The sequence below is a fragment of the Peribacillus sp. FSL M8-0224 genome (assembly GCF_038003055.1).
GTDB lineage: Bacteria > Bacillota > Bacilli > Bacillales > DSM-1321 > Peribacillus > Peribacillus frigoritolerans.
Genome location: NZ_JBBOOJ010000001.1, coordinates 197,388 through 214,660, shown reverse-complemented (window position 1 = coordinate 214,660; position 17,273 = coordinate 197,388). Strand labels below are relative to the sequence as shown.

Below are 17,273 nucleotides of genomic sequence, written 5' to 3'. Positions count from 1 at the left end.
TTTAGCACCTCCGCGCTTACTACTATCTAATTAAAATCCCACTGAATAGTCTGCGCCCAGCCACTTTTTACTTAGTTCGCTAACTACCCCTTCTTCTTTCAGTTCCACAAGTGCTTCATCAATTCTCTTCTGTAAAGGCGTTTCGTCTTTTCTTAGCAAAAAGTATACTTTTGAATTAAGAAGCGGCTCACCCACAACCTTTTGCTGTGCATCTGCTTGTTTATTTAAGAAGTCGACGGCAAATGGTGTAGTAATGGTAGCATCCGCCCGACCGGTTTTGATTTGATTCTTCGTATCATCTACGCCTTGACCAGAATAGACAATTTCAATACCGGCATTATTTTCTTTATTATACTTTTCAAGAAAAACAGCAGAATTGCTCGTTGCACTCACTATCGCTTTTTTTCCTTTTAGATCTTTAATGGAGTGAATATCATTGTTGTCCTGATGAACTGTAACTTGAAGGGGAAAGACATTATATGGTTCTTTATTAAATAGAAATTTTTCTTTTCGTTCATCATTCACCTCCATTTGGTGCGCAACAAAATCTATTTTGTTCGTTTCTAAACTTAATAATAGATTAGAAAATTCCATCGTTTTAAATTCAAATTCATATTCAGGCAGCTTTTCATCGATTTGACGAACCAACTCGACATCATACCCTGTCAGCTTACCATTACTATCCAAAAAGCAAATATTAGGGAATTGCGTCCCAGTTCCGACAATGATCTTCCGAACTTTTTTATCCTTTGAATCTCCAGAACTGGATTTTGCTGTACTCGTTGTTTCATTCGAAGAGCAAGCTCCCAAAAAAGTAAGTAGCAGTGCCATGACAAGTAATAATGTTTTTTTCATCTCAATTCCCCCGAACATTTTTAATTACTAACAATTGGTTCTTTATTTTCAATAATGCGATACAGCGTTTCATCTAGAATTTTACGAAGATACACAATTTTTTCTCCATCGTGATCTCGTTCAGCAAAAATCTCATAGCCTCTTCTTTCATAAATGGAAACAAGCCAAGGATGACGTTCAGCTGTCGCCAAATAGACGGCCGGCGCTTTCACCTGTTTCCGAAGTATGTTTTCTTCCACCCAGGTTAACAAAGTCGAGCCAAAACCTTTTTGTTTGTATAGGGGGTCGACTGCAAACCACCAAATGAATGGGTAAGGACTGAACTGATCAGGATCATTCCATGGATGACGAACTGTCACAGTGGAAACAATTTGGCCCTCTTGTTCTAAAACATAAGTGAGATTCCGCCGAATATTATTCGTCACTAGCTGCAAATCAGCAGTCGCAGCGAGAAAGTTAATATTCAATTCCCTGATTGGTTCATAAGCCCGAAGTGTAACGTTTAGCACTTCGGGAGCATCCTTTACAGTGGCAAGACGGATTAGCTGTGTCATGATTAACTCCCCTTTTCTATAACATATTAATTACACAAGAATAGTCGGATTTATTTATGCAATCTTTCCTTAATTCAATCAGTCATTCTTTTAGACTCAGTTTTAATCGCGTGATTTTTTGTTATTGTACACGTTTAAGCACTTTTTCAAGATTAGGAATTCCAATTTCCGTAACGCTCTCATATACGCTACCTCGCCCAATTTCAATAATGGGCACATACCGAACACCATATTTGATTTCTAAAATATCTCGCCGATCATCATGATTTGTAACATCCACCGTTTGATAAGCGATCTCCTTTTCTTTTAAGTATTGTTTAACCTCTTCGCAATAGTGACATCCTTGTTTTGACCAAACGACGACAGATAACGCTTCTCCCAATTCTTATTCCTCCTTCAATTTTTAAATTGATTCTTCAATCATTGTTTAATGCTTTCTTTCGCATAACGATTTTCCGGGAATGGAAGCCCCAAGTTGCCTCTTAATGTTTCTGCTTCATATTCAGTACGATATATTCCCCTTTTTTGAAGGATAGGGATCACATAGTCTACAAAGTCACTTAAAGCATTTGGAACACTTGAAGAAAAGATAAATCCGTCCGCACCCTTCTCTTCAAACCATTGCTGAATCAGATGCGCTACTTTCTCGGGAGTTCCAATAAAAGAAGTCCGGGGTGTTGTCTCCTTAAGTGCTACTTGACGGAGCGTTAACTGTTTCTCCTTCGCTTCCTGTTTGATTCGGTCAGTCGTACTTCGGAAACTGTTTTTTCCGATGTCTCCGAGATCTGGGAAAGATGCATCCAGTTCATATTGGGAAAAATCATGATGATCGAAGTATCGTCCCAAATAGTCAAGCGCCTTATCTATAGAAACCAGGTTAGCGAGTTCTTGATATTTGTGCTCCGCTTCTTCCTCAGTTGCACCAATGATTGGCGCGATACCTGGCAGAATAACAATTTCATCAGGATTTCTCCCGAATGCAATAGCCCTGTTTTTTACATCTTGATAAAATATCTTGGCATCTTCCAATGTTGGTTGACCTGTAAAGATTGCATCCGCTTCTTTAGCCGCAAAATTTTTGCCAGCTTCTGATGAACCAGCTTGAAAAACGACAGGTCTCCCCTGTTTAGATCTGGCAATGTTGAGTGGTCCTTGCACGGAGAAAAATTCTCCTTTATGCTTTAATTGATGCATTTTAGAAGGATCAAAAAACTCACCGGACTCTTTATCCCGAGTAAACGCGTCATCCTCCCATGAATCCCAAAGTCCCTTGGTGACTTGTATATATTCTGATGCTATCCGATAGCGTTTGGCATGATCAGGGTGTTCTTCAATCGTTTTGTTATAGTTCAAGGCCGTACTCTCAAGAGGGGTAGTAACAAGGTTCCATCCGCCACGACCTTGACTAATGTGATCAAGTGAAGCAAATTGCCGAGCTACAGTAAATGGCTCACTGTATGAGGTGGAAACTGTTCCGACAAGCCCTATTCTTGATGTGAAAGCAGCGAGTGCGGATAAAATGGTAAGTGGTTCAAATCGATTTAAGAAATGCGGTATTGACTTCTCATTGATAAACAATCCGTCAGCAATGAAAAGTAAATCGAACTTTCCCTCTTCAGCCTTCTGGGCCTGCTCCTTATAAAATTCAAGACTAACACTGGCATCTGCTTGAATGTCTGGATGTCTCCAACCAGATATACTCCCTCCAACTCCATGAATAAGCGCTCCAAATTTCAACTTTCTCTGTTCAGACATCGATACTCCTCCTTTAATTAGTCGGTTTTCAACTATGCTGACATCCCACATCTCCCCTAATTGCTGAGGCCCTTTTAATTTTGGCTCGTAACGTGTTTCACTTCAGATAAGGCTAATTGAAGTGGACTCAACAATCGAAAAGATCTGAACCTTTCTGCTTCCTTTAAAATTGGCGAATGTAGGATAAACTCATCTACCCCGTACTTTTCATGTAAATTTGCTAAGACTTCTTTTACATAAGAAGGAGTTCCAGCAATAATATCGGAATCCTGTTCTTCTATTTCGTAAAGCTCCCCAGACTGCTTCCCGAATAACTCTGCTTGCGCTAAGGTTTGGACCGTGACAGAGCGACCGCTTTTGAGATGAACTTTCACAATCTTCTGATCACCTGTTAACTGTTCCGCTTCATGTTGTGAAGGAGCAGCAATCACTGAAACCGATACCTTAAAGCTACCTGTTGGATAGATACTTTGGTAAATGTGTGCAGCATCTTCAAGTACAGTTTCATTACTGTTGATAAATCGAGCAAATACATAAGCTATCCCAAGTTCAGCTGCTAACCTGGCACTGTCGGCACTTGCACCAAGCAGAAACAGCTTAGGCTTTTCGGAAGGTAGCGGTGTCGCTTGAATGCCTGCAAGCGGGTGAGTTTCATTAACTGAATTTTCGATTATTTCTTGCAGGAAAGATAACCGCTCTTCGAAATCTTTTCCATCATTCACAGTTCCAAACTGTAGCGCCTTCGTTGATAAGGGGAGCCCACCTGGTGCCTTTCCGATGCCAAGGTCTACCCTGCCTGGCGAAAGATTCGATAATACGTGAAAGTTTTCCGCCACTTTATATGGACTATAATGCTGAAGCATAACACCTCCGGACCCTACCCGAATCGACTTTGTCTGAGCTAATAAATAAGAAATCAAAACTTCCGGGGAAGACCCCGCCAGCTGTTCGGCATGATGATGTTCCGATACCCAGAAACGGGTATACCCCCACTCTTCTGCAAGTCTGGCCAGATTAATGGTTTGCTGTAGTGCATCAAATGCTGAAGCCCCTGGAAATATCGGGCTCTGGTCTAAAATGCCAAGCTTATAACTCATATTCTCTCCTCCTATTTAATTCAAAGTTTACTTATGCGAATAATTATATTTTGACATATCCTATCACCTAAAACATGCTAATGGCAATGGTTTTACTAATAGAAAAAAATATTGTATTGATAGAAAATATCTATCAATTCGATTGTATCTGTAATTGCTGATGGTTTTTCTCAAATTTCCTTATTGATAAAAGAATGTCTTTCCATAATAAAGGGGATTCCATCCCGTGATTTAAATGCGTCAGATAGATGTGCTGCTTTATCTTGATTAAATGTGACACATCCACTTCAATCAAAGTTCCCTGTTCTAACTCTTTTTTAATACATAAGTACGGTAAAAATCCGATACAGCTTCTGCTAAGAATTAGCGACTTCGCCACTTCCAGGTGATCAACCTGAAAATCAATGCGCGGCTCTACATTTGATACTTCAAAAATTTTATGAACGTGGTTCCAGTCAAGCGCACCACACTCAAAAAATACCAACGGCTGCATTGCTAATTCCTGTACTGTTAGCCCAGTTCGAAGTTGAAATGGATGTCCTGGATACACGACTAAACGAATTGAATTATCAAGGGTTTTGTAATTTTGCAGACCACTATGTGTAACATCCTTCATAAAGGCTATATCAACCTGTTTCTGAAGCAATTTTTCCATTAATGCATCATTTGTTGCTGAAATAAATTTAAAGCGTAAATTTGGGTTTTCCTTTTTCCATAGAGGAAGAGCAAATGGAATAAAGTATTGCGATGTAATGATATTAGCCCCTATCGTTATTTCCTCCAGTTCGCTTCCTGTTTTCAACTGCTTTTTCCCCTGGTGAAAGGTACGAATTATTTGATCCGCAAATGGAATGAAGGCTTTCCCTTTTTCAGTTAAAATAATTCCTCTTCCTTGCCTCTCAAATAATACTGAATCGAGTTCACTCTCAAGCGTCTTAATCCTTGCCGAAACCGTTGGCTGTGATAAAAACATTGCCTCTGCGGCTTTATGAAAACTATTAAGGTGAACAACATACATAAAAGCTTCAATATGATCAATATTCATCTTGCCAACTCCTTTTTCCAAAATGAACGCAAAAAGCTCCTGTTCGCTTATCGCGTTCAGGAGCTTTCGGTTGTCCAATCAGCTCATCCTCTTATAATGATTCTTTCTCCGATTTTAATCTGATAAATCCAATAAGTAAAGTATAATTTAAATAACTGAACAACGAATAAGTCACGATTTTTTTTCATTATCTTACAATTTGATATCAATATGCAGATGAAAATTTCAGGATTCTAAGTAAATAAAACGAATAATTCCGTTCTCTTTCTGCCCGCTTTTCAATCCTAAGGATGCACCTTTTTTACGAATTTGGATTGTTAAATTGTTTACCCCAATGGACTTTTTTGGCCTTTTCAGAACTTTTCCAAGCTGTACATCCTGTCTACGTTATATTTTTTTCTTCTTATAAAAAAGAAAAGAAAGGTCATCCTAATGGAGTAATTCTAATAATGACATAAGGAGAGAAACTACATGCCTCAACAACAAATTGATATCAATCAATTAAATCAAGCAAAAGCAAACGTTACCCTTACGCAAACCTTACTTTCACAAGCAATTGAAAAATCTTCCTCGGATCCAACTTTGGCACAAGAAGCCATTAAACAAGCGGCTCAAGAAATCGCACAAGCCCAATCTTCCGTAAATCAGGTTTACAGTACAGTACAAGCTCAGCAAGCGGAATGATTCTGGGGATTATCTCGATTAATTGATTCAAAACAAGAAGAAAGAGGCCTATATCCAAATTCAGGAATAGGCCTTTATATAACGAATGTTTTTGGTGAATCCAAGCTTTTTCAACCCCACTTATTTAATGGCGGTATGCTTTGTGGGAACTTAAACGCATTGTATGGATCATACCTCGTTTTCACTACTCGAAGCCGTTTAAAATTTCCTCCATATTAAGCAACTGGTCAATCTTTAATGGTGTAACGATACGCCCGGTAAGCTTTGTTCTTTCCAAAAGATAGCCCCTTCCTCGGGCAACATCCTATGAAAAAATCTGGCAAGAAGACATATTCCTAAGCTTATTGATTCATTCCCCCTGCTGGCCCCCTTGTTACGGGGGCAAATTAGCTACACTCGTGAGTTTCGCTGTTTTACTCGTGAATTCAACGACTTTACCCGTGAGTTTCGCTGTTTTACTCGTGAATTCAACGTCTTCTCGTGAGTTTTGCTGTTTTACTCGTGAATTCAACGACTTTACTCGCGAATTTCGCTGTTTTACTCGTGAATTCAACGACTTTACTCGTGAGTTTCGCTGTTTTACTCGTGAATTCAACTTCTTCTCGTGAGTTTTGCTGTTTTACTCGTGAATTCAACGACTTTACTCGCGAATTTCGCTGTTTTACTCGTGAATTCAACGACTTTACTCGTGAGTTTCGCTGTTTTACTCGTGAATCCAACGACTTTACTCGTGAGTTTCGCTGTTTTACTCGTGAATCCAACGACTTTACTCGTGAGTTTCGCTGTTTTACTCGTGAATTCCACAATTGATCTACAAGGACAAAAAAGGCCCTTCTCGAATTAGAGAAGGGCTTTTTAATAGAATTTCTTATCCTGAAATCTCATCATCGGATTTAACGTCCAATGGTGTTCGTTTATCCATTTTCAGCATGTAATAACTTGCTATTACCAAGGCTAGGAAAACGATCCCGACAACCAAGGAAATCCTTGTACTAGGATTGATCCACATACCTACCAGCACCATCAGTAAAAAGGCTATTGTCGCATAGTTACTGTAAGGGGCCAACGGCATTTTGAACGGATGTTTCTCCATTTCAGCGGCATTTACCTTTCTGAATTTAAGCTCACTGATCAGTAAGACAAACCATGGAATCATCCCAGGTAAAACACTCGCACTGTACACATAAAGGAATACTTGCGGCGGTGCAAGATAGTTCAGGATAACTCCGATGCCCAATCCTAAAAGTACAGCGATCGTACAATATGCCGGCACTCCATTTTTAGATACTTTAGCAAAGATTTTCGGAGCTTGGCCATTCAATGCCAGTGTGTAAAGCATACGCCCTGCACTGAAAATACCACTGTTGCATCCAGACATTGCCGCAGTGATTACGACAAAATTGATGATGCCTGCTGCTGCTGTGATACCTATTTTAGCAAAGGTTGAAACGAATGGGCTGCCTAAGTCATCCAGTTGATCCCAAGGGAAGACTGTCACGATGACGAATATGGCACCAATATAGAAAATTAATATGCGCCATATGATTGATTGGATCGCTTTTGTTACGGTCTTCGTTGGGTCTTTCGCTTCTCCGGCTGTGATGCCGATAAGCTCAACGCCTTGATAGGAAGCCACGACAAGCGAAAGCGCAAAGAAGAATCCTGTCCAGCCTCCCGTAAAGAAGCCGCCATTTTCCCAAAGATTCGATAATCCAATCGCATCCCCGCCATTCCCTATTCCAAAGAAGATAAGGCCTAGGCCGGCAACGATCATCAATATAATCGTTATGATTTTTATAAGTGCAAACCAGAATTCAAATTCCCCGAAGGATTTAACGGAAATGAGGTTGGCCGCTCCCAAGATGAACATGGCGACCACACCTGGTATCCAGGCCGGTAACTCCGGGAACCAATATTGCATATACAAGCCAACCGCAATGATTTCGGACATTCCGACGATTACCCATTGAAACCAATTGCTCCAAGCAGTCATATAACCTGCCAAAGGATGTATATAGCTGCTCGCAAAGGTTGCAAAAGAACCTGTAGTCGGTTCTAAATAAAGCATCTCACCCATGGAACGCATGATGAAAAATATAAAAATACCTGCGATGGCATAAGCAAGCATTACAGAGGGCCCTGTCCATTTGATCGTGCTCGCCGATCCCATGAATAACCCGACACCGATGGTTCCGCCCAAAGCTATCATTTGAATGTGACGTGATTCTAGCCCTCTCTTTAATTCCTTGTTCGACATGTTTAACTCCCCCAGATGCAATATCGGTAATGCTTTTCTATCCTTACCACGAACTTATTAATTATTGCGGTTAGAAATGCTCTATCGAAAAAATATCAATAACACTTCATTTATGTTTTCTTATCTTATAATAGTAAATATTCTGTAAAAATACAATTGTATTTTTGAAATAAACAGTTGCCAAATATATCTTGGCAATTTTCCTAATCGAAAAATATCATTTTTAAAAAATGATGATCAATATTTCATAATAGTGATCATCCAAAAAAATAAATTTTTCAAGTACCTTTATAAAAATTAAGACCACTATTAAACTACAGATAATGCCTGTTTCCTTTCAAAAAAATTGTTGACCTACCGAAAAATAGATGATAGAATTCCAATATTATTTTATAAGCATAATGAATGATCAAGCAGTGGAAAATTATACTGACTGACTTTCTTCACAACCGCATAAAAGCAAGCGATGAATGCTATGGATGACACTATAGCAGGAGCAGCTTCTGGAGAGACTGTACAAGATGCAGCGCCGAAGGATTCACAATCTCAGGCAAAAGGACAGAAGAGTAACGAATGATATATTGTTATTCTGAACCCTTTAAGAGATTGGTATTATCCAATCTCTTTTTTTATTGTCCATTTTGTGATTGGACTAAAACAACAAATGGGAAAGGCAAGCTGGACGACAATCACGTCCCTCTCTCCAAGACCATGCAGGTAAACTCATTCACTTCACTACCAAGACTATAAAAACGGGGGCGTACGAATTGGCTAAACAAGAATTAAAAAGAGATTTAAAAAATCGACATGTACAACTGATTGCAATAGGAGGAACCATTGGCACCGGTTTATTTTTAGGTTCCGGAAAAGCCATACAATTGGCGGGGCCTTCCATATTATTCTCTTATCTGATAATAGGGATTGCCTTGTTTTTTGTGATGAGGGCCCTGGGGGAATTGCTCTTATCCAATGCAGGGTATGTATCATTCACTGAATTCGCAACTGAATATGTCGGTCCATGGGCCGGCTTCGTGACAGGTTGGACATATTGGTTTTGTTGGATCATGACCGCAATGGCCGATATCATAGCTGTCGGTGTTTATATGCAATATTGGTTTGATGTCCCTCAATGGATTCCGGCTCTGCTATGCCTGGTCATTCTGTTAGGATTGAACCTATTGACCGTTAAGATCTTTGGCGAATTGGAATTCTGGTTTGCCATCATTAAAGTAATCACGATAATCGCCTTGATCATCGTAGGAATCTTCCTTCTGATCATCGGCTTCAATACCAATAGCGGAACGGTTTCCCTAACGAACCTATGGAATCATGGGGGCATGTTCCCTAATGGCATTTCTGGATTCCTATTATCTTTACAGCTGGTCGTCTTCTCATTTGTCGGTGTCGAATTGGTCGGGGTTTCTGCAGCAGAAACGGCAAACCCGAGAAAGAACATTCCATCTGCAATCAATAAAATCCCTGTCCGGATTTTACTTTTCTATGTTGGGGCACTATTCGTCATTCTCTGCGTCAACCCATGGACACAACTGGATGCCACAAGCAGCCCATTTGTAGAGGTCTTTGCGTTAATCGGCATTCCTGTCGCTGCAGGGATCATCAACTTCGTCGTTTTGACATCCGCTGCTTCTGCATGCAACAGCGGTTTATTTTCAACGAGCCGAATACTTTATACGTTAAGCAGGAATGGCGAAGCCCCTGCTAAACTGGAAAAATTAAATAAACAGGCTGTTCCGAGCAATGCCTTATTAACATCCACAATCGTTGTATCAATAGGGGCATTATTAAGCAAACTGATACCTGAACAGGCATTTACCGTCGTGACGACCATCAGTGCCATCTGTTTCATATGGGTATGGAGCATTATCTTGATTTCCCATATCAAATATTCGAAAACAAGGCCTGACCTAAGAGCAAAATCGACTTTCAAGGCTCCTTTTACACCCTTTGTCAATTACGCCATATTAGGATTATTCCTGTTCATCCTTATTGTTATGCTATTCGCTGAAGCTACACGACTATCACTGCTCTTGACCCCAATCTGGTTCATACTTTTGGTAATACTATATAACTCTAGGAAAAAATATAGCTAAAGGAAATAAAGCCTTGAACTCAATATGAATTCAAGGCTTTATCTGTTTTATGAACATATCATTGTTCGGCTGTCTGCGCACAGTTGCTCAAATATATCAGGCAACTGCATTAAATTTTATATCAAAATAGTGTAAGCTAATATATATTATCGGACCTTTTCCGTCATGTATGAATTTTTCATCCGGTTCGGTTCACATATCCATCAGTGGCATTGAAGAATAAACCCCCATTGGTGGGCGTTTCACTTTATTTAAAACGGAGGGGGTTGTTTAATGAAGATTATATATATTCTTACTCTAGTTCCTTTTATAGGCATACTAGGATTTCTGCCTTTTGTTAATAAAATAGAACCATATGTATTAGGGATGCCTTTCAATATGTTCTGGATGGCTATGTGGGTGGTCCTTACCTCTGCCATACTGGGCATCATGTATAAGCTGGATCCCAGGAATCGGGAAGGTGACCAGGAATGAATATTGCTCTCTTAATCATTTTAGCATTTTTACTTCTATCGATATTTTTAGGCATACGCTCTTCAAAAGGAAAAGATATGGACTTGGAACAATGGACGGTTGGCGGACGCGGTTTTGGTGCGATATTCGTCTTTCTGCTGATGGCCGGGGAAATCTATACGACCTTCTCCTTCCTGGGCGGCAGCGGCTGGGCTTATGGCAAGGGCGCACCCGCACTATATGTTCTAATTTACATTACTTTGTCTTACGTATTATCCTATTGGCTCCTGCCGGAAATATGGAGATATGCCAAGGAAAATAAACTGATGTCTCAATCCGATTTCTTTGTAAGCAAATATAAGAGTCCCGGTTTAGGAATTTTGGCTGCGCTTGTCGGTGTGGTGTCGATGATTCCAGTGATCGTCGTGCAGCTGAAAGGATTGGGGATCATTGTTTCAGAAGCATCTTATGGTGCCATCTCTATGTCTGAGGCAGTTTGGATGGGGGCGATCAGCCTTACCATTTATGTGATGATCTCCGGTATACACGGTTCAGTTTGGACAGCGGTCATTAAAGATATCATGATGGTCGCCATAATAGGATTTTTGGGGATTTATCTGCCGATTCATTACTTTGGCGGATTTCAGCCGATGTTTGAAGCGATTGATGCGGCCAAGCCTGGTTTTCTTAAGTTCCCAGATCAGGGACTTAGCGTATCATGGTTCATCTCCACGGTAATATTGCTCGTATTCGGTTTCTATATGTGGCCACAGGTTTTCAGCGCTGTTTATTCAGCACGCAGCGGCAAGGTATTTCGAAAGAACGCCATCATCAGCCCTTTATATACACTCATGCTGTTATTCGTCTTTTTCGTTGGGTTTACAGCTATATTGAAAGTGCCCGGACTCGTTGGGGCAGATGCAGACCTCTCATTGCTGCGCCTTTCGATCGAGACCTTTGATCCATGGTTTATAGGCATAATCGGCGGCGCTGGATTGTTGACCGCATTGGTGCCGGGATCCATGCTTTTGATGAGCGTCGCTACACTGCTCGCGAAAAACGTTTATAAGGAATTTGCACCTGCCGTATCCGATCGCCACATTGTACGATTGGCAAAGTTCCTTGTGCCAATCATTGCCCTTATAGCCGTCTACTTCACCTTAAACGGCGGCGAAACGATGTCGGCATTAATTCTTATGGGATACAGTCTCATCACACAGCTCTTTCCATCCCTTCTCTTTAGTCTGAAAAGGAATAATCCGATCAATAAATTTGGCGCAATCGCCGGCATCATTACCGGATTGGCCATCGTAATCTGCATTACACTCAGCCAATCGACAATAGGGACCTTGTTTCCATCCTTGCCGCAAGCAGCAAAAGATTTGAATGTGGGAATCATTGCATTGGCAGTCAATTTCATTGTGATGATCACGGTGAGTATTGCTTTCAGAAAGCACGCGGTTCAGTTGGAACCTAAATCCATTAACGATATATGAAGCAAATTTGAAACTGGTTATGGATAAATAAACATTGGAGGCTCAGTCAAAAGACTGAGCCTTACTTATTATCGACAGCCAAGTATAGTGTCTTTTTCTCAATATTGTTTATAGGAAACCTCATTTTAGACTATTAATCTTTTCTGTTTATAAACAAATCCCCTATTTTAACTAATAAATACAACGAAAAAATAATCATCAAGGTTCTGGATACTACCAGACCATCAATAGCTAAATCATATCCACCTCTTAATAAGACTTCCGGATTCAAACAAAAAGTAATCGATATTACGAAAGCTATTAAAATCAGGATAACACCGAACTGATATCTATTTGACATTAACATTCCTCCTCATATTATATGTTTTCCAAATAATAGAATTGTTTTTAGGAATAAATCTACATTCATTGTCTCTGGGGATGACTCAGTTGCATTAAAAATCCAAAATAAATAGCCACCCTGATAAAGAATGACTATATATCATAAAATATGAAGCTTTCTCAGTAAAATGGATCGTATTGCTTCCGAGCCAACAAAAAAACTCTCTTCAGAAGGTTCATGCTTTTATTCGTGAGTTAGGAGCAAATACTCGTGAATTTCATGCTTTTACTCGTGAGTTTGAAGCAAATACTCGTGACTTTCATGCCCGTTAAAGTTCATTTCAGTAATCCACTAAAGCCTTCCTGCCATCATTCAATTCTTTGACCACTTTCTTATATTCCTGCAACTCTTGTTCCAGTTTTTGTTTTCTATTTACAATCATTCTCGTAACCTCTTTCGGGGAGGGCCCGCCTTGAATGCTTCTGATTTCCACAAAATATTCGGGAGAGATTATTTTTTTCCATTCATCTTCTGCTATGTTCACTGAAACGAATTCATTTATGATCTTGTTGATTTCTTGTGTGTCCCAATCATATAGCTCTTTCCCTTCACTAATCGACTTTTTTGCAATATGACTGGCTATCGAATGGGCTTTTCTAAAGGATATGTCGTAATCTCTTGATAGGGTATCCGCTAATTCAGTAACCGTTATACTGGATTTTGCGGCCAGTTTCTTTGTATGTTCTTCATTTACTTTCAAAGTCGATATGACGGCATACATTAGTTTCATGACACGGCCTGCATTCGAAAAAGCCCGATATAAATGCGGCTGTAAATCATCTTCCGTATCGACGATATCACCAAATGGTGTATTGTGAATCATATTCATTGCAGCAAGTGCATCACCATACGCACTGCTTGCAATCGAACGGGAATGTTCAATGGAGACAGGATTCCTTTTTTGCGGCATGATGCTGCTCACTTGAACATAAGGGTCCGCCACGTGAAATGTACCAAACTCCCTTGTCACATGCTGCAGGAAATCTTGGATCCACCTTCCGGTATTGACCATGCACGTCATGATGGCAGTTGCGGTTTCCAATAAATAATCTGCCCCGCCTATCGAGTCATAGGAATTTTCAATCACCGAATCAAACCCAAGCAGTTCAGCCGTACGGTTCCGACTGATCGGAAAGCCGGTGGTCGTTAACGCGGCTGCACCCAAAGGGGATTGGTTAACCGTTTCATAGGCTGCCCATAACCGGCCAATATCCCTTTGAAGCACATCATAAATGGCTAAAAAGTAATGTCCTATTGTAGTCGGCTGAGCCGGTTGGGTATGCGTGTAACCTGTAATATAGGTTTCTGTATGTTTTTCAGCATGCACCAAGAATGCTTCACTCAATTGGTTTGCATAGCCAACCAATTGGAGCAGATGACCTCTCAAAACAAGCCGGTACATCGCAACCCCCATATCATTACGACTGCGGCCGATATGAATCTTCCCTGCAAGTTCATGGCCGATTTCCTCACCGATCTTTGCCTCCATCATGAAGAATAAGTCTTCGAATTGGGGCTGATAGGTCAACTGCGCGAGATCTGTTTGGGCCACTTTCCGAATCCCATCAAGCATGGTTTTCGCCTCTTCATCTTTAATGATCTTTTGTTCCGAAAGCATGATGACATGTGCCCGATGAATATCGAACATTGCATCAAATAAGTAATCTCTTTGATCATTAAAAACAGGCATCAGAAGCTCTCTAGCATAGGTTTTTCCTGGAAAGACACTACCTTCATTTTTGATAAATTCTTCAAGCCTGCTCATCTTTGAACCTCCGATTTATAAAGCTTTTTCCGCTTTGATTCCAAAAAACTTGTTCGAAATTAAGAGAACGATTACAATCAGCGTGATTTGAATCATCCCATAGGCAGCGGCCTGCCCCATATTGAACATCCGAAGCTGATTCATGATTTCAATGGATATGGGCCTGTTTGAAATCGTGTACAACAGGACCGAGGTCGGGAATTCCCCCACAGATTCGATAAATGCCAATAATGTCCCTGATAAAACACCAGGCATAATAATCGGAAATATGACCCTTCTGAAGGTATAAAACCACTTAGCCCCCAAGTTTCTGGCTGCTTCCTCAATCGAATCATCCAGCTGCTCCAGAACGGCATTAGTCGACCGGACAACGAGTGGAATATGCCTGATGAAATAGGCAAGCGGCAAAATCCAAAATGTTCCTACCAAGATTTGACCGAAAGAAAAAACGCTAGGTTCATTGAATGCGAATATCAAGTTCATCCCTATGACCGTTGCAGGCAACGCCCAAGGAATCATGACCAGAATATCGACAAAGCTTTTCCCGACGAATTTCCGTTTGACAAGTACATAAGACGCTATGACCCCAAACACCAGATTTGCCAACGTTGCAATAACCGCCATCAGTAAACTATTTCTTAACGGTTTGAAGATATTAGGGTCTTCAAACAAAAGCCTGTAATTTTCCACATTAAATACTGTGGGATACGTTTGAAATGTCCAGGTTCCATCCGGCACAAGTGAAAGCAATAGAATCGTAAAGTGCGGTAAAAGCAAAACAATTACGCCGATGATACCAGTTAGGACCATCACCCATTTCATAAATGGGTTCCTCACTTCACTCCTGTGTGCGCCTATTCCTTTCGAAGCCATGCGATAATCCTTCCTATTCTGATACCAACGCATGAATAATAGAAATGAAATCGAAACGATGGATAGGATGACGGATTGAGTAGCGGCAATTTCCATATCACCATTGATTTTTGAAAAATAAATTTGCAGGCTTAACACCCTGTATCCGCCAGCTAATAAAAACGGGGCACTGAAAGAAGCCATCGATATCATGAAAACAAGTAGTGAAGCGGCAACGATGGCAGGTGTCAATAATGGAAATGTCACCTTCAAAAAAACCTTGATTTTATTTGCGCCTAAGTTATACGCCGCTTCTTCAAGTGACGGATCTATTTTATTGATTGCAGCGGATACGGTCATATAAAAATAAACATACATCGTATAGGCATGCACGATAAGGATTCCCGATACCCCGCCAATCTTGAATGGAACCTTCTCGAGACCAAACAGGTCCTTGATGGCATTTGGAATCAAACCCGATTCTCCATATAAAAACATAAAGGCCATGACCCCTACCAATGATGGAAGGACAATCGGCAAAATCGCTGCTGATGAAAAGAAGCTTCTGCCGGGAAAATCGTAACGGTTAAAAATGAATGCGAGCGGAATGCCAATCAAGGCACTGACCAATACACTCAATAAGGATATATAAACAGAATTCCAAAGAGCCTCTAAGTTCGTTTTCGATTCCTGTACGAAGAAGTCCTGATAATTTCCAAGGGATATCGTTCCGTCTTTGTGCAGACTTTCAATAAAGGTCCTCACTGACGGGTAGAGTACATATGCGATAAGCACCAATACAACTGGTATAAGGAGCCAAACCGTCAATCTCGTATCACGATTTTTAATCATGTCGCATCACCGCTTATGACAGGGATAAGACGCAGCTGTTTCTCGGGAAGCTGGACATACACTTCCTTTCCTTGATAAAAGTATCCAAAATCATGGGTGTTAAATACGTCGACCCTCAGTAACACGTCTTGAACATCCACCATGACATTCACAACAGATCCAAAGAATTGGACGGAATTTATTTTACCTTTAAAGATATTCATTCCTTCTTCGGTCACATCCAGAATCCTGATTGCTTCAGGACGAATCGAAACAGCAAGGTCAGCATCACCCTGTATGATTGAAATTCCGTCCCTAGCTTGATTTCCCACATTCAATTTAATCGGTTGTTCACTATTCTTAAGGGCAACCTCTATATTATCTTGTTGAACTTTTTCAACTTGAACGGGCAAAAGATTAATTTCGCCTATAAAACTCGCCACAAAATCATTGGCCGGCCGATTATAAATTTCTGTTGGCGTCCCGACCTGGTGACATACACCATAATTGAACACAGCGATTCGATCACTCATGGATAATGCCTCAGCCTGATCATGTGTGACATAAATGGTGGTAATCTTATAATCACGCTGCAGCCTTAAGATTTCCACTCTCATTTCATCACGAAGCTTGGCATCCAGATTACTTAATGGTTCATCCAGCAGTAATATTTCCGGTTCAATGACCAGTGCTCTCGCAAGGGCCACCCGCTGCTGCTGTCCTCCGCTTAACTGGCTCACTTGACGATTCGAGTAGCTCTCCAGCCTGACCTTTTGGAGAGCATCCAGCACTCTCTTCTTTAAGTCAGCAGAAGAAACCTTTCTCACACGCAAGCCAAACGCTACATTTTCAAAAACAGTCATATGGGGAAAGAGGGCATAGTTTTGAAAAACCATGCCTGTATTTCTTTTCTCCGGAGGTACACGCGTCATATCTTTGTCGCCAAATCGGACGACACCTTTAGTTGGATAATAAAAACCGGCAATCATCCGAAGTGTTGTCGTTTTACCGCAGCCGCTTGGACCAAGAAAGGTAAAAAACTCACCTTCTTTGATGTCCAGATTTAACTGGTCAACAGCTATCGTTTTCCCGAAGGCTTTTTGGACATTCTCTATTTTTATTGACGCCATCCCAAC

At 40.7% G+C, this 17,273-nt stretch carries 18 protein-coding genes and 1 riboswitch; of the genes, 5 read left to right on the top strand and 13 right to left on the bottom strand.

The features are described from left to right. Nucleotides 1-30: 30 nt before the first annotated feature. From MKX49_RS01010 to MKX49_RS00985, 6 genes are all read right to left on the bottom strand, one after another. Entirely contained in the window at nucleotides 31-855 is an 825-nt protein-coding gene (locus tag MKX49_RS01010; RefSeq protein WP_340874298.1) for a transporter substrate-binding domain-containing protein, read from the bottom strand. A gap of 20 nt (nucleotides 856-875) precedes the next feature. Next, complete coding sequence (locus tag MKX49_RS01005) at nucleotides 876-1,409, bottom strand: GNAT family N-acetyltransferase (RefSeq protein ID WP_063595209.1); 534 nt, start codon at nucleotides 1,407-1,409, stop codon at nucleotides 876-878. A 121-nt stretch (nucleotides 1,410-1,530) separates the two neighbouring features. After that, nucleotides 1,531-1,791 carry a glutaredoxin family protein gene (locus MKX49_RS01000; protein ID WP_048678988.1) on the bottom strand — a complete coding sequence of 87 codons (261 nt, stop codon included), beginning with the start codon at nucleotides 1,789-1,791 and terminating at the stop codon, nucleotides 1,531-1,533. A gap of 38 nt (nucleotides 1,792-1,829) precedes the next feature. Continuing rightward, nucleotides 1,830-3,164 (bottom strand): LLM class flavin-dependent oxidoreductase, encoded by a 1,335-nt coding sequence (locus MKX49_RS00995; protein WP_340874292.1) that lies wholly within the window; start codon nucleotides 3,162-3,164, stop codon nucleotides 1,830-1,832. A gap of 74 nt (nucleotides 3,165-3,238) precedes the next feature. Beyond that, the gene (locus MKX49_RS00990) at nucleotides 3,239-4,261 is read right to left on the bottom strand and encodes an LLM class flavin-dependent oxidoreductase (RefSeq protein ID WP_340874289.1); all 1,023 of its coding nucleotides are present in this window, start codon (nucleotides 4,259-4,261) and stop codon (nucleotides 3,239-3,241) included. Between the two features lie 133 nt (nucleotides 4,262-4,394). Further along, nucleotides 4,395-5,306, bottom strand: a complete 912-nt coding sequence (locus MKX49_RS00985; protein ID WP_340874287.1) for a LysR family transcriptional regulator — start codon at nucleotides 5,304-5,306, stop codon at nucleotides 4,395-4,397. Between the two features lie 471 nt (nucleotides 5,307-5,777). Here MKX49_RS00985 and MKX49_RS00980 point away from each other — a divergent pair, with 471 nt between their 5' ends. Then, the gene (locus tag MKX49_RS00980; protein WP_034305596.1) at nucleotides 5,778-5,990 is read left to right on the top strand and encodes a hypothetical protein; all 213 of its coding nucleotides are present in this window, start codon (nucleotides 5,778-5,780) and stop codon (nucleotides 5,988-5,990) included. Between the two features lie 110 nt (nucleotides 5,991-6,100). Here the strand turns inward: MKX49_RS00980 and MKX49_RS00975 are convergent, their stop codons facing one another. Together MKX49_RS00975 and MKX49_RS00970 are read right to left on the bottom strand one after the other, a co-directional pair. Continuing rightward, a complete protein-coding gene (locus tag MKX49_RS00975; RefSeq protein WP_419721567.1) occupies nucleotides 6,101-6,175 on the bottom strand; it encodes a BBE domain-containing protein in 75 nt (24 codons plus the stop codon). A 282-nt stretch (nucleotides 6,176-6,457) separates the two neighbouring features. Continuing rightward, the gene (locus tag MKX49_RS00970) at nucleotides 6,458-6,625 is read right to left on the bottom strand and encodes a hypothetical protein (RefSeq protein WP_340874284.1); all 168 of its coding nucleotides are present in this window, start codon (nucleotides 6,623-6,625) and stop codon (nucleotides 6,458-6,460) included. On the opposite strand from MKX49_RS00970, the gene MKX49_RS00965 reads away from it, so the two are divergent. Continuing rightward, nucleotides 6,616-6,834 (top strand): hypothetical protein, encoded by a 219-nt coding sequence (locus tag MKX49_RS00965; RefSeq protein ID WP_340874281.1) that lies wholly within the window; start codon nucleotides 6,616-6,618, stop codon nucleotides 6,832-6,834. The genes MKX49_RS00970 and MKX49_RS00965 overlap by 10 nt on opposite strands. Before the next feature lie 24 nt (nucleotides 6,835-6,858). Here the strand turns inward: MKX49_RS00965 and MKX49_RS00960 are convergent, their stop codons facing one another. Continuing rightward, nucleotides 6,859-8,247 carry an amino acid permease gene (locus MKX49_RS00960; RefSeq protein ID WP_340874279.1) on the bottom strand — a complete coding sequence of 463 codons (1,389 nt, stop codon included), beginning with the start codon at nucleotides 8,245-8,247 and terminating at the stop codon, nucleotides 6,859-6,861. 493 nt (nucleotides 8,248-8,740) lie between these two features. After that, a riboswitch (glycine riboswitch) is annotated at nucleotides 8,741-8,819 on the top strand. Between the two features lie 195 nt (nucleotides 8,820-9,014). Here MKX49_RS00960 and MKX49_RS00955 point away from each other — a divergent pair. The 3 genes from MKX49_RS00955 (at nucleotide 9,015) to MKX49_RS00945 (ending at nucleotide 12,307) form a co-directional block, all read left to right on the top strand. Continuing rightward, entirely contained in the window at nucleotides 9,015-10,358 is a 1,344-nt protein-coding gene (locus MKX49_RS00955; protein ID WP_340874277.1) for an amino acid permease, read from the top strand. A 273-nt stretch (nucleotides 10,359-10,631) separates the two neighbouring features. Further along, nucleotides 10,632-10,832 carry a DUF3311 domain-containing protein gene (locus tag MKX49_RS00950; protein WP_048685209.1) on the top strand — a complete coding sequence of 67 codons (201 nt, stop codon included), beginning with the start codon at nucleotides 10,632-10,634 and terminating at the stop codon, nucleotides 10,830-10,832. Continuing rightward, the gene (locus MKX49_RS00945) at nucleotides 10,829-12,307 is read left to right on the top strand and encodes a sodium:solute symporter family protein (protein WP_336863800.1); all 1,479 of its coding nucleotides are present in this window, start codon (nucleotides 10,829-10,831) and stop codon (nucleotides 12,305-12,307) included. The genes MKX49_RS00950 and MKX49_RS00945 overlap by 4 nt, the downstream gene beginning before the upstream one ends. Before the next feature lie 133 nt (nucleotides 12,308-12,440). Here the strand turns inward: MKX49_RS00945 and MKX49_RS00940 are convergent, their stop codons facing one another. The 4 genes from MKX49_RS00940 to MKX49_RS00925 form a co-directional block, all read right to left on the bottom strand. Continuing rightward, nucleotides 12,441-12,647, bottom strand: a complete 207-nt coding sequence (locus MKX49_RS00940; RefSeq protein WP_323598822.1) for a hypothetical protein — start codon at nucleotides 12,645-12,647, stop codon at nucleotides 12,441-12,443. Between the two features lie 322 nt (nucleotides 12,648-12,969). Continuing rightward, nucleotides 12,970-14,454: an argininosuccinate lyase gene (gene argH / locus MKX49_RS00935; RefSeq protein WP_340874272.1), complete on the bottom strand. Its 1,485-nt coding sequence runs from the start codon at nucleotides 14,452-14,454 to the stop codon at nucleotides 12,970-12,972. A gap of 15 nt (nucleotides 14,455-14,469) precedes the next feature. Next, nucleotides 14,470-16,158, bottom strand: coding sequence for an ABC transporter permease (locus MKX49_RS00930; protein WP_340874270.1), 1,689 nt, complete (start codon nucleotides 16,156-16,158; stop codon nucleotides 14,470-14,472). Beyond that, on the bottom strand, nucleotides 16,155-17,267 hold the full coding sequence (locus MKX49_RS00925; protein WP_323598824.1) for an ABC transporter ATP-binding protein: 1,113 nt from the start codon (nucleotides 17,265-17,267) through the stop codon (nucleotides 16,155-16,157). Before MKX49_RS00925 ends, MKX49_RS00930 begins: the two co-directional genes overlap by 4 nt. Between the last annotated feature and the right edge of the window lie 6 nt (nucleotides 17,268-17,273).

Coding starts and splice junctions, on each gene's coding strand:
- MKX49_RS01010 (WP_340874298.1), bottom strand. CDS start 855: ATGAAAAAAACATTATTACTTGTCATGGCACTGCTACTTACTTTTTTG.
- MKX49_RS01005 (WP_063595209.1), bottom strand. CDS start 1,409: ATGACACAGCTAATCCGTCTTGCCACTGTAAAGGATGCTCCCGAAGTG.
- MKX49_RS00995 (WP_340874292.1), bottom strand. CDS start 3,164: ATGTCTGAACAGAGAAAGTTGAAATTTGGAGCGCTTATTCATGGAGTT.
- MKX49_RS00990 (WP_340874289.1), bottom strand. CDS start 4,261: ATGAGTTATAAGCTTGGCATTTTAGACCAGAGCCCGATATTTCCAGGG.
- MKX49_RS00985 (WP_340874287.1), bottom strand. CDS start 5,306: ATGAATATTGATCATATTGAAGCTTTTATGTATGTTGTTCACCTTAAT.
- MKX49_RS00980 (WP_034305596.1), top strand. CDS start 5,778: ATGCCTCAACAACAAATTGATATCAATCAATTAAATCAAGCAAAAGCA.
- MKX49_RS00960 (WP_340874279.1), bottom strand. CDS start 8,247: ATGTCGAACAAGGAATTAAAGAGAGGGCTAGAATCACGTCACATTCAA.
- MKX49_RS00950 (WP_048685209.1), top strand. CDS start 10,632: ATGAAGATTATATATATTCTTACTCTAGTTCCTTTTATAGGCATACTA.
- MKX49_RS00945 (WP_336863800.1), top strand. CDS start 10,829: ATGAATATTGCTCTCTTAATCATTTTAGCATTTTTACTTCTATCGATA.
- MKX49_RS00940 (WP_323598822.1), bottom strand. CDS start 12,647: ATGTCAAATAGATATCAGTTCGGTGTTATCCTGATTTTAATAGCTTTC.
- argH (WP_340874272.1), bottom strand. CDS start 14,454: ATGAGCAGGCTTGAAGAATTTATCAAAAATGAAGGTAGTGTCTTTCCA.
- MKX49_RS00930 (WP_340874270.1), bottom strand. CDS start 16,158: ATGATTAAAAATCGTGATACGAGATTGACGGTTTGGCTCCTTATACCA.
- MKX49_RS00925 (WP_323598824.1), bottom strand. CDS start 17,267: ATGGCGTCAATAAAAATAGAGAATGTCCAAAAAGCCTTCGGGAAAACG.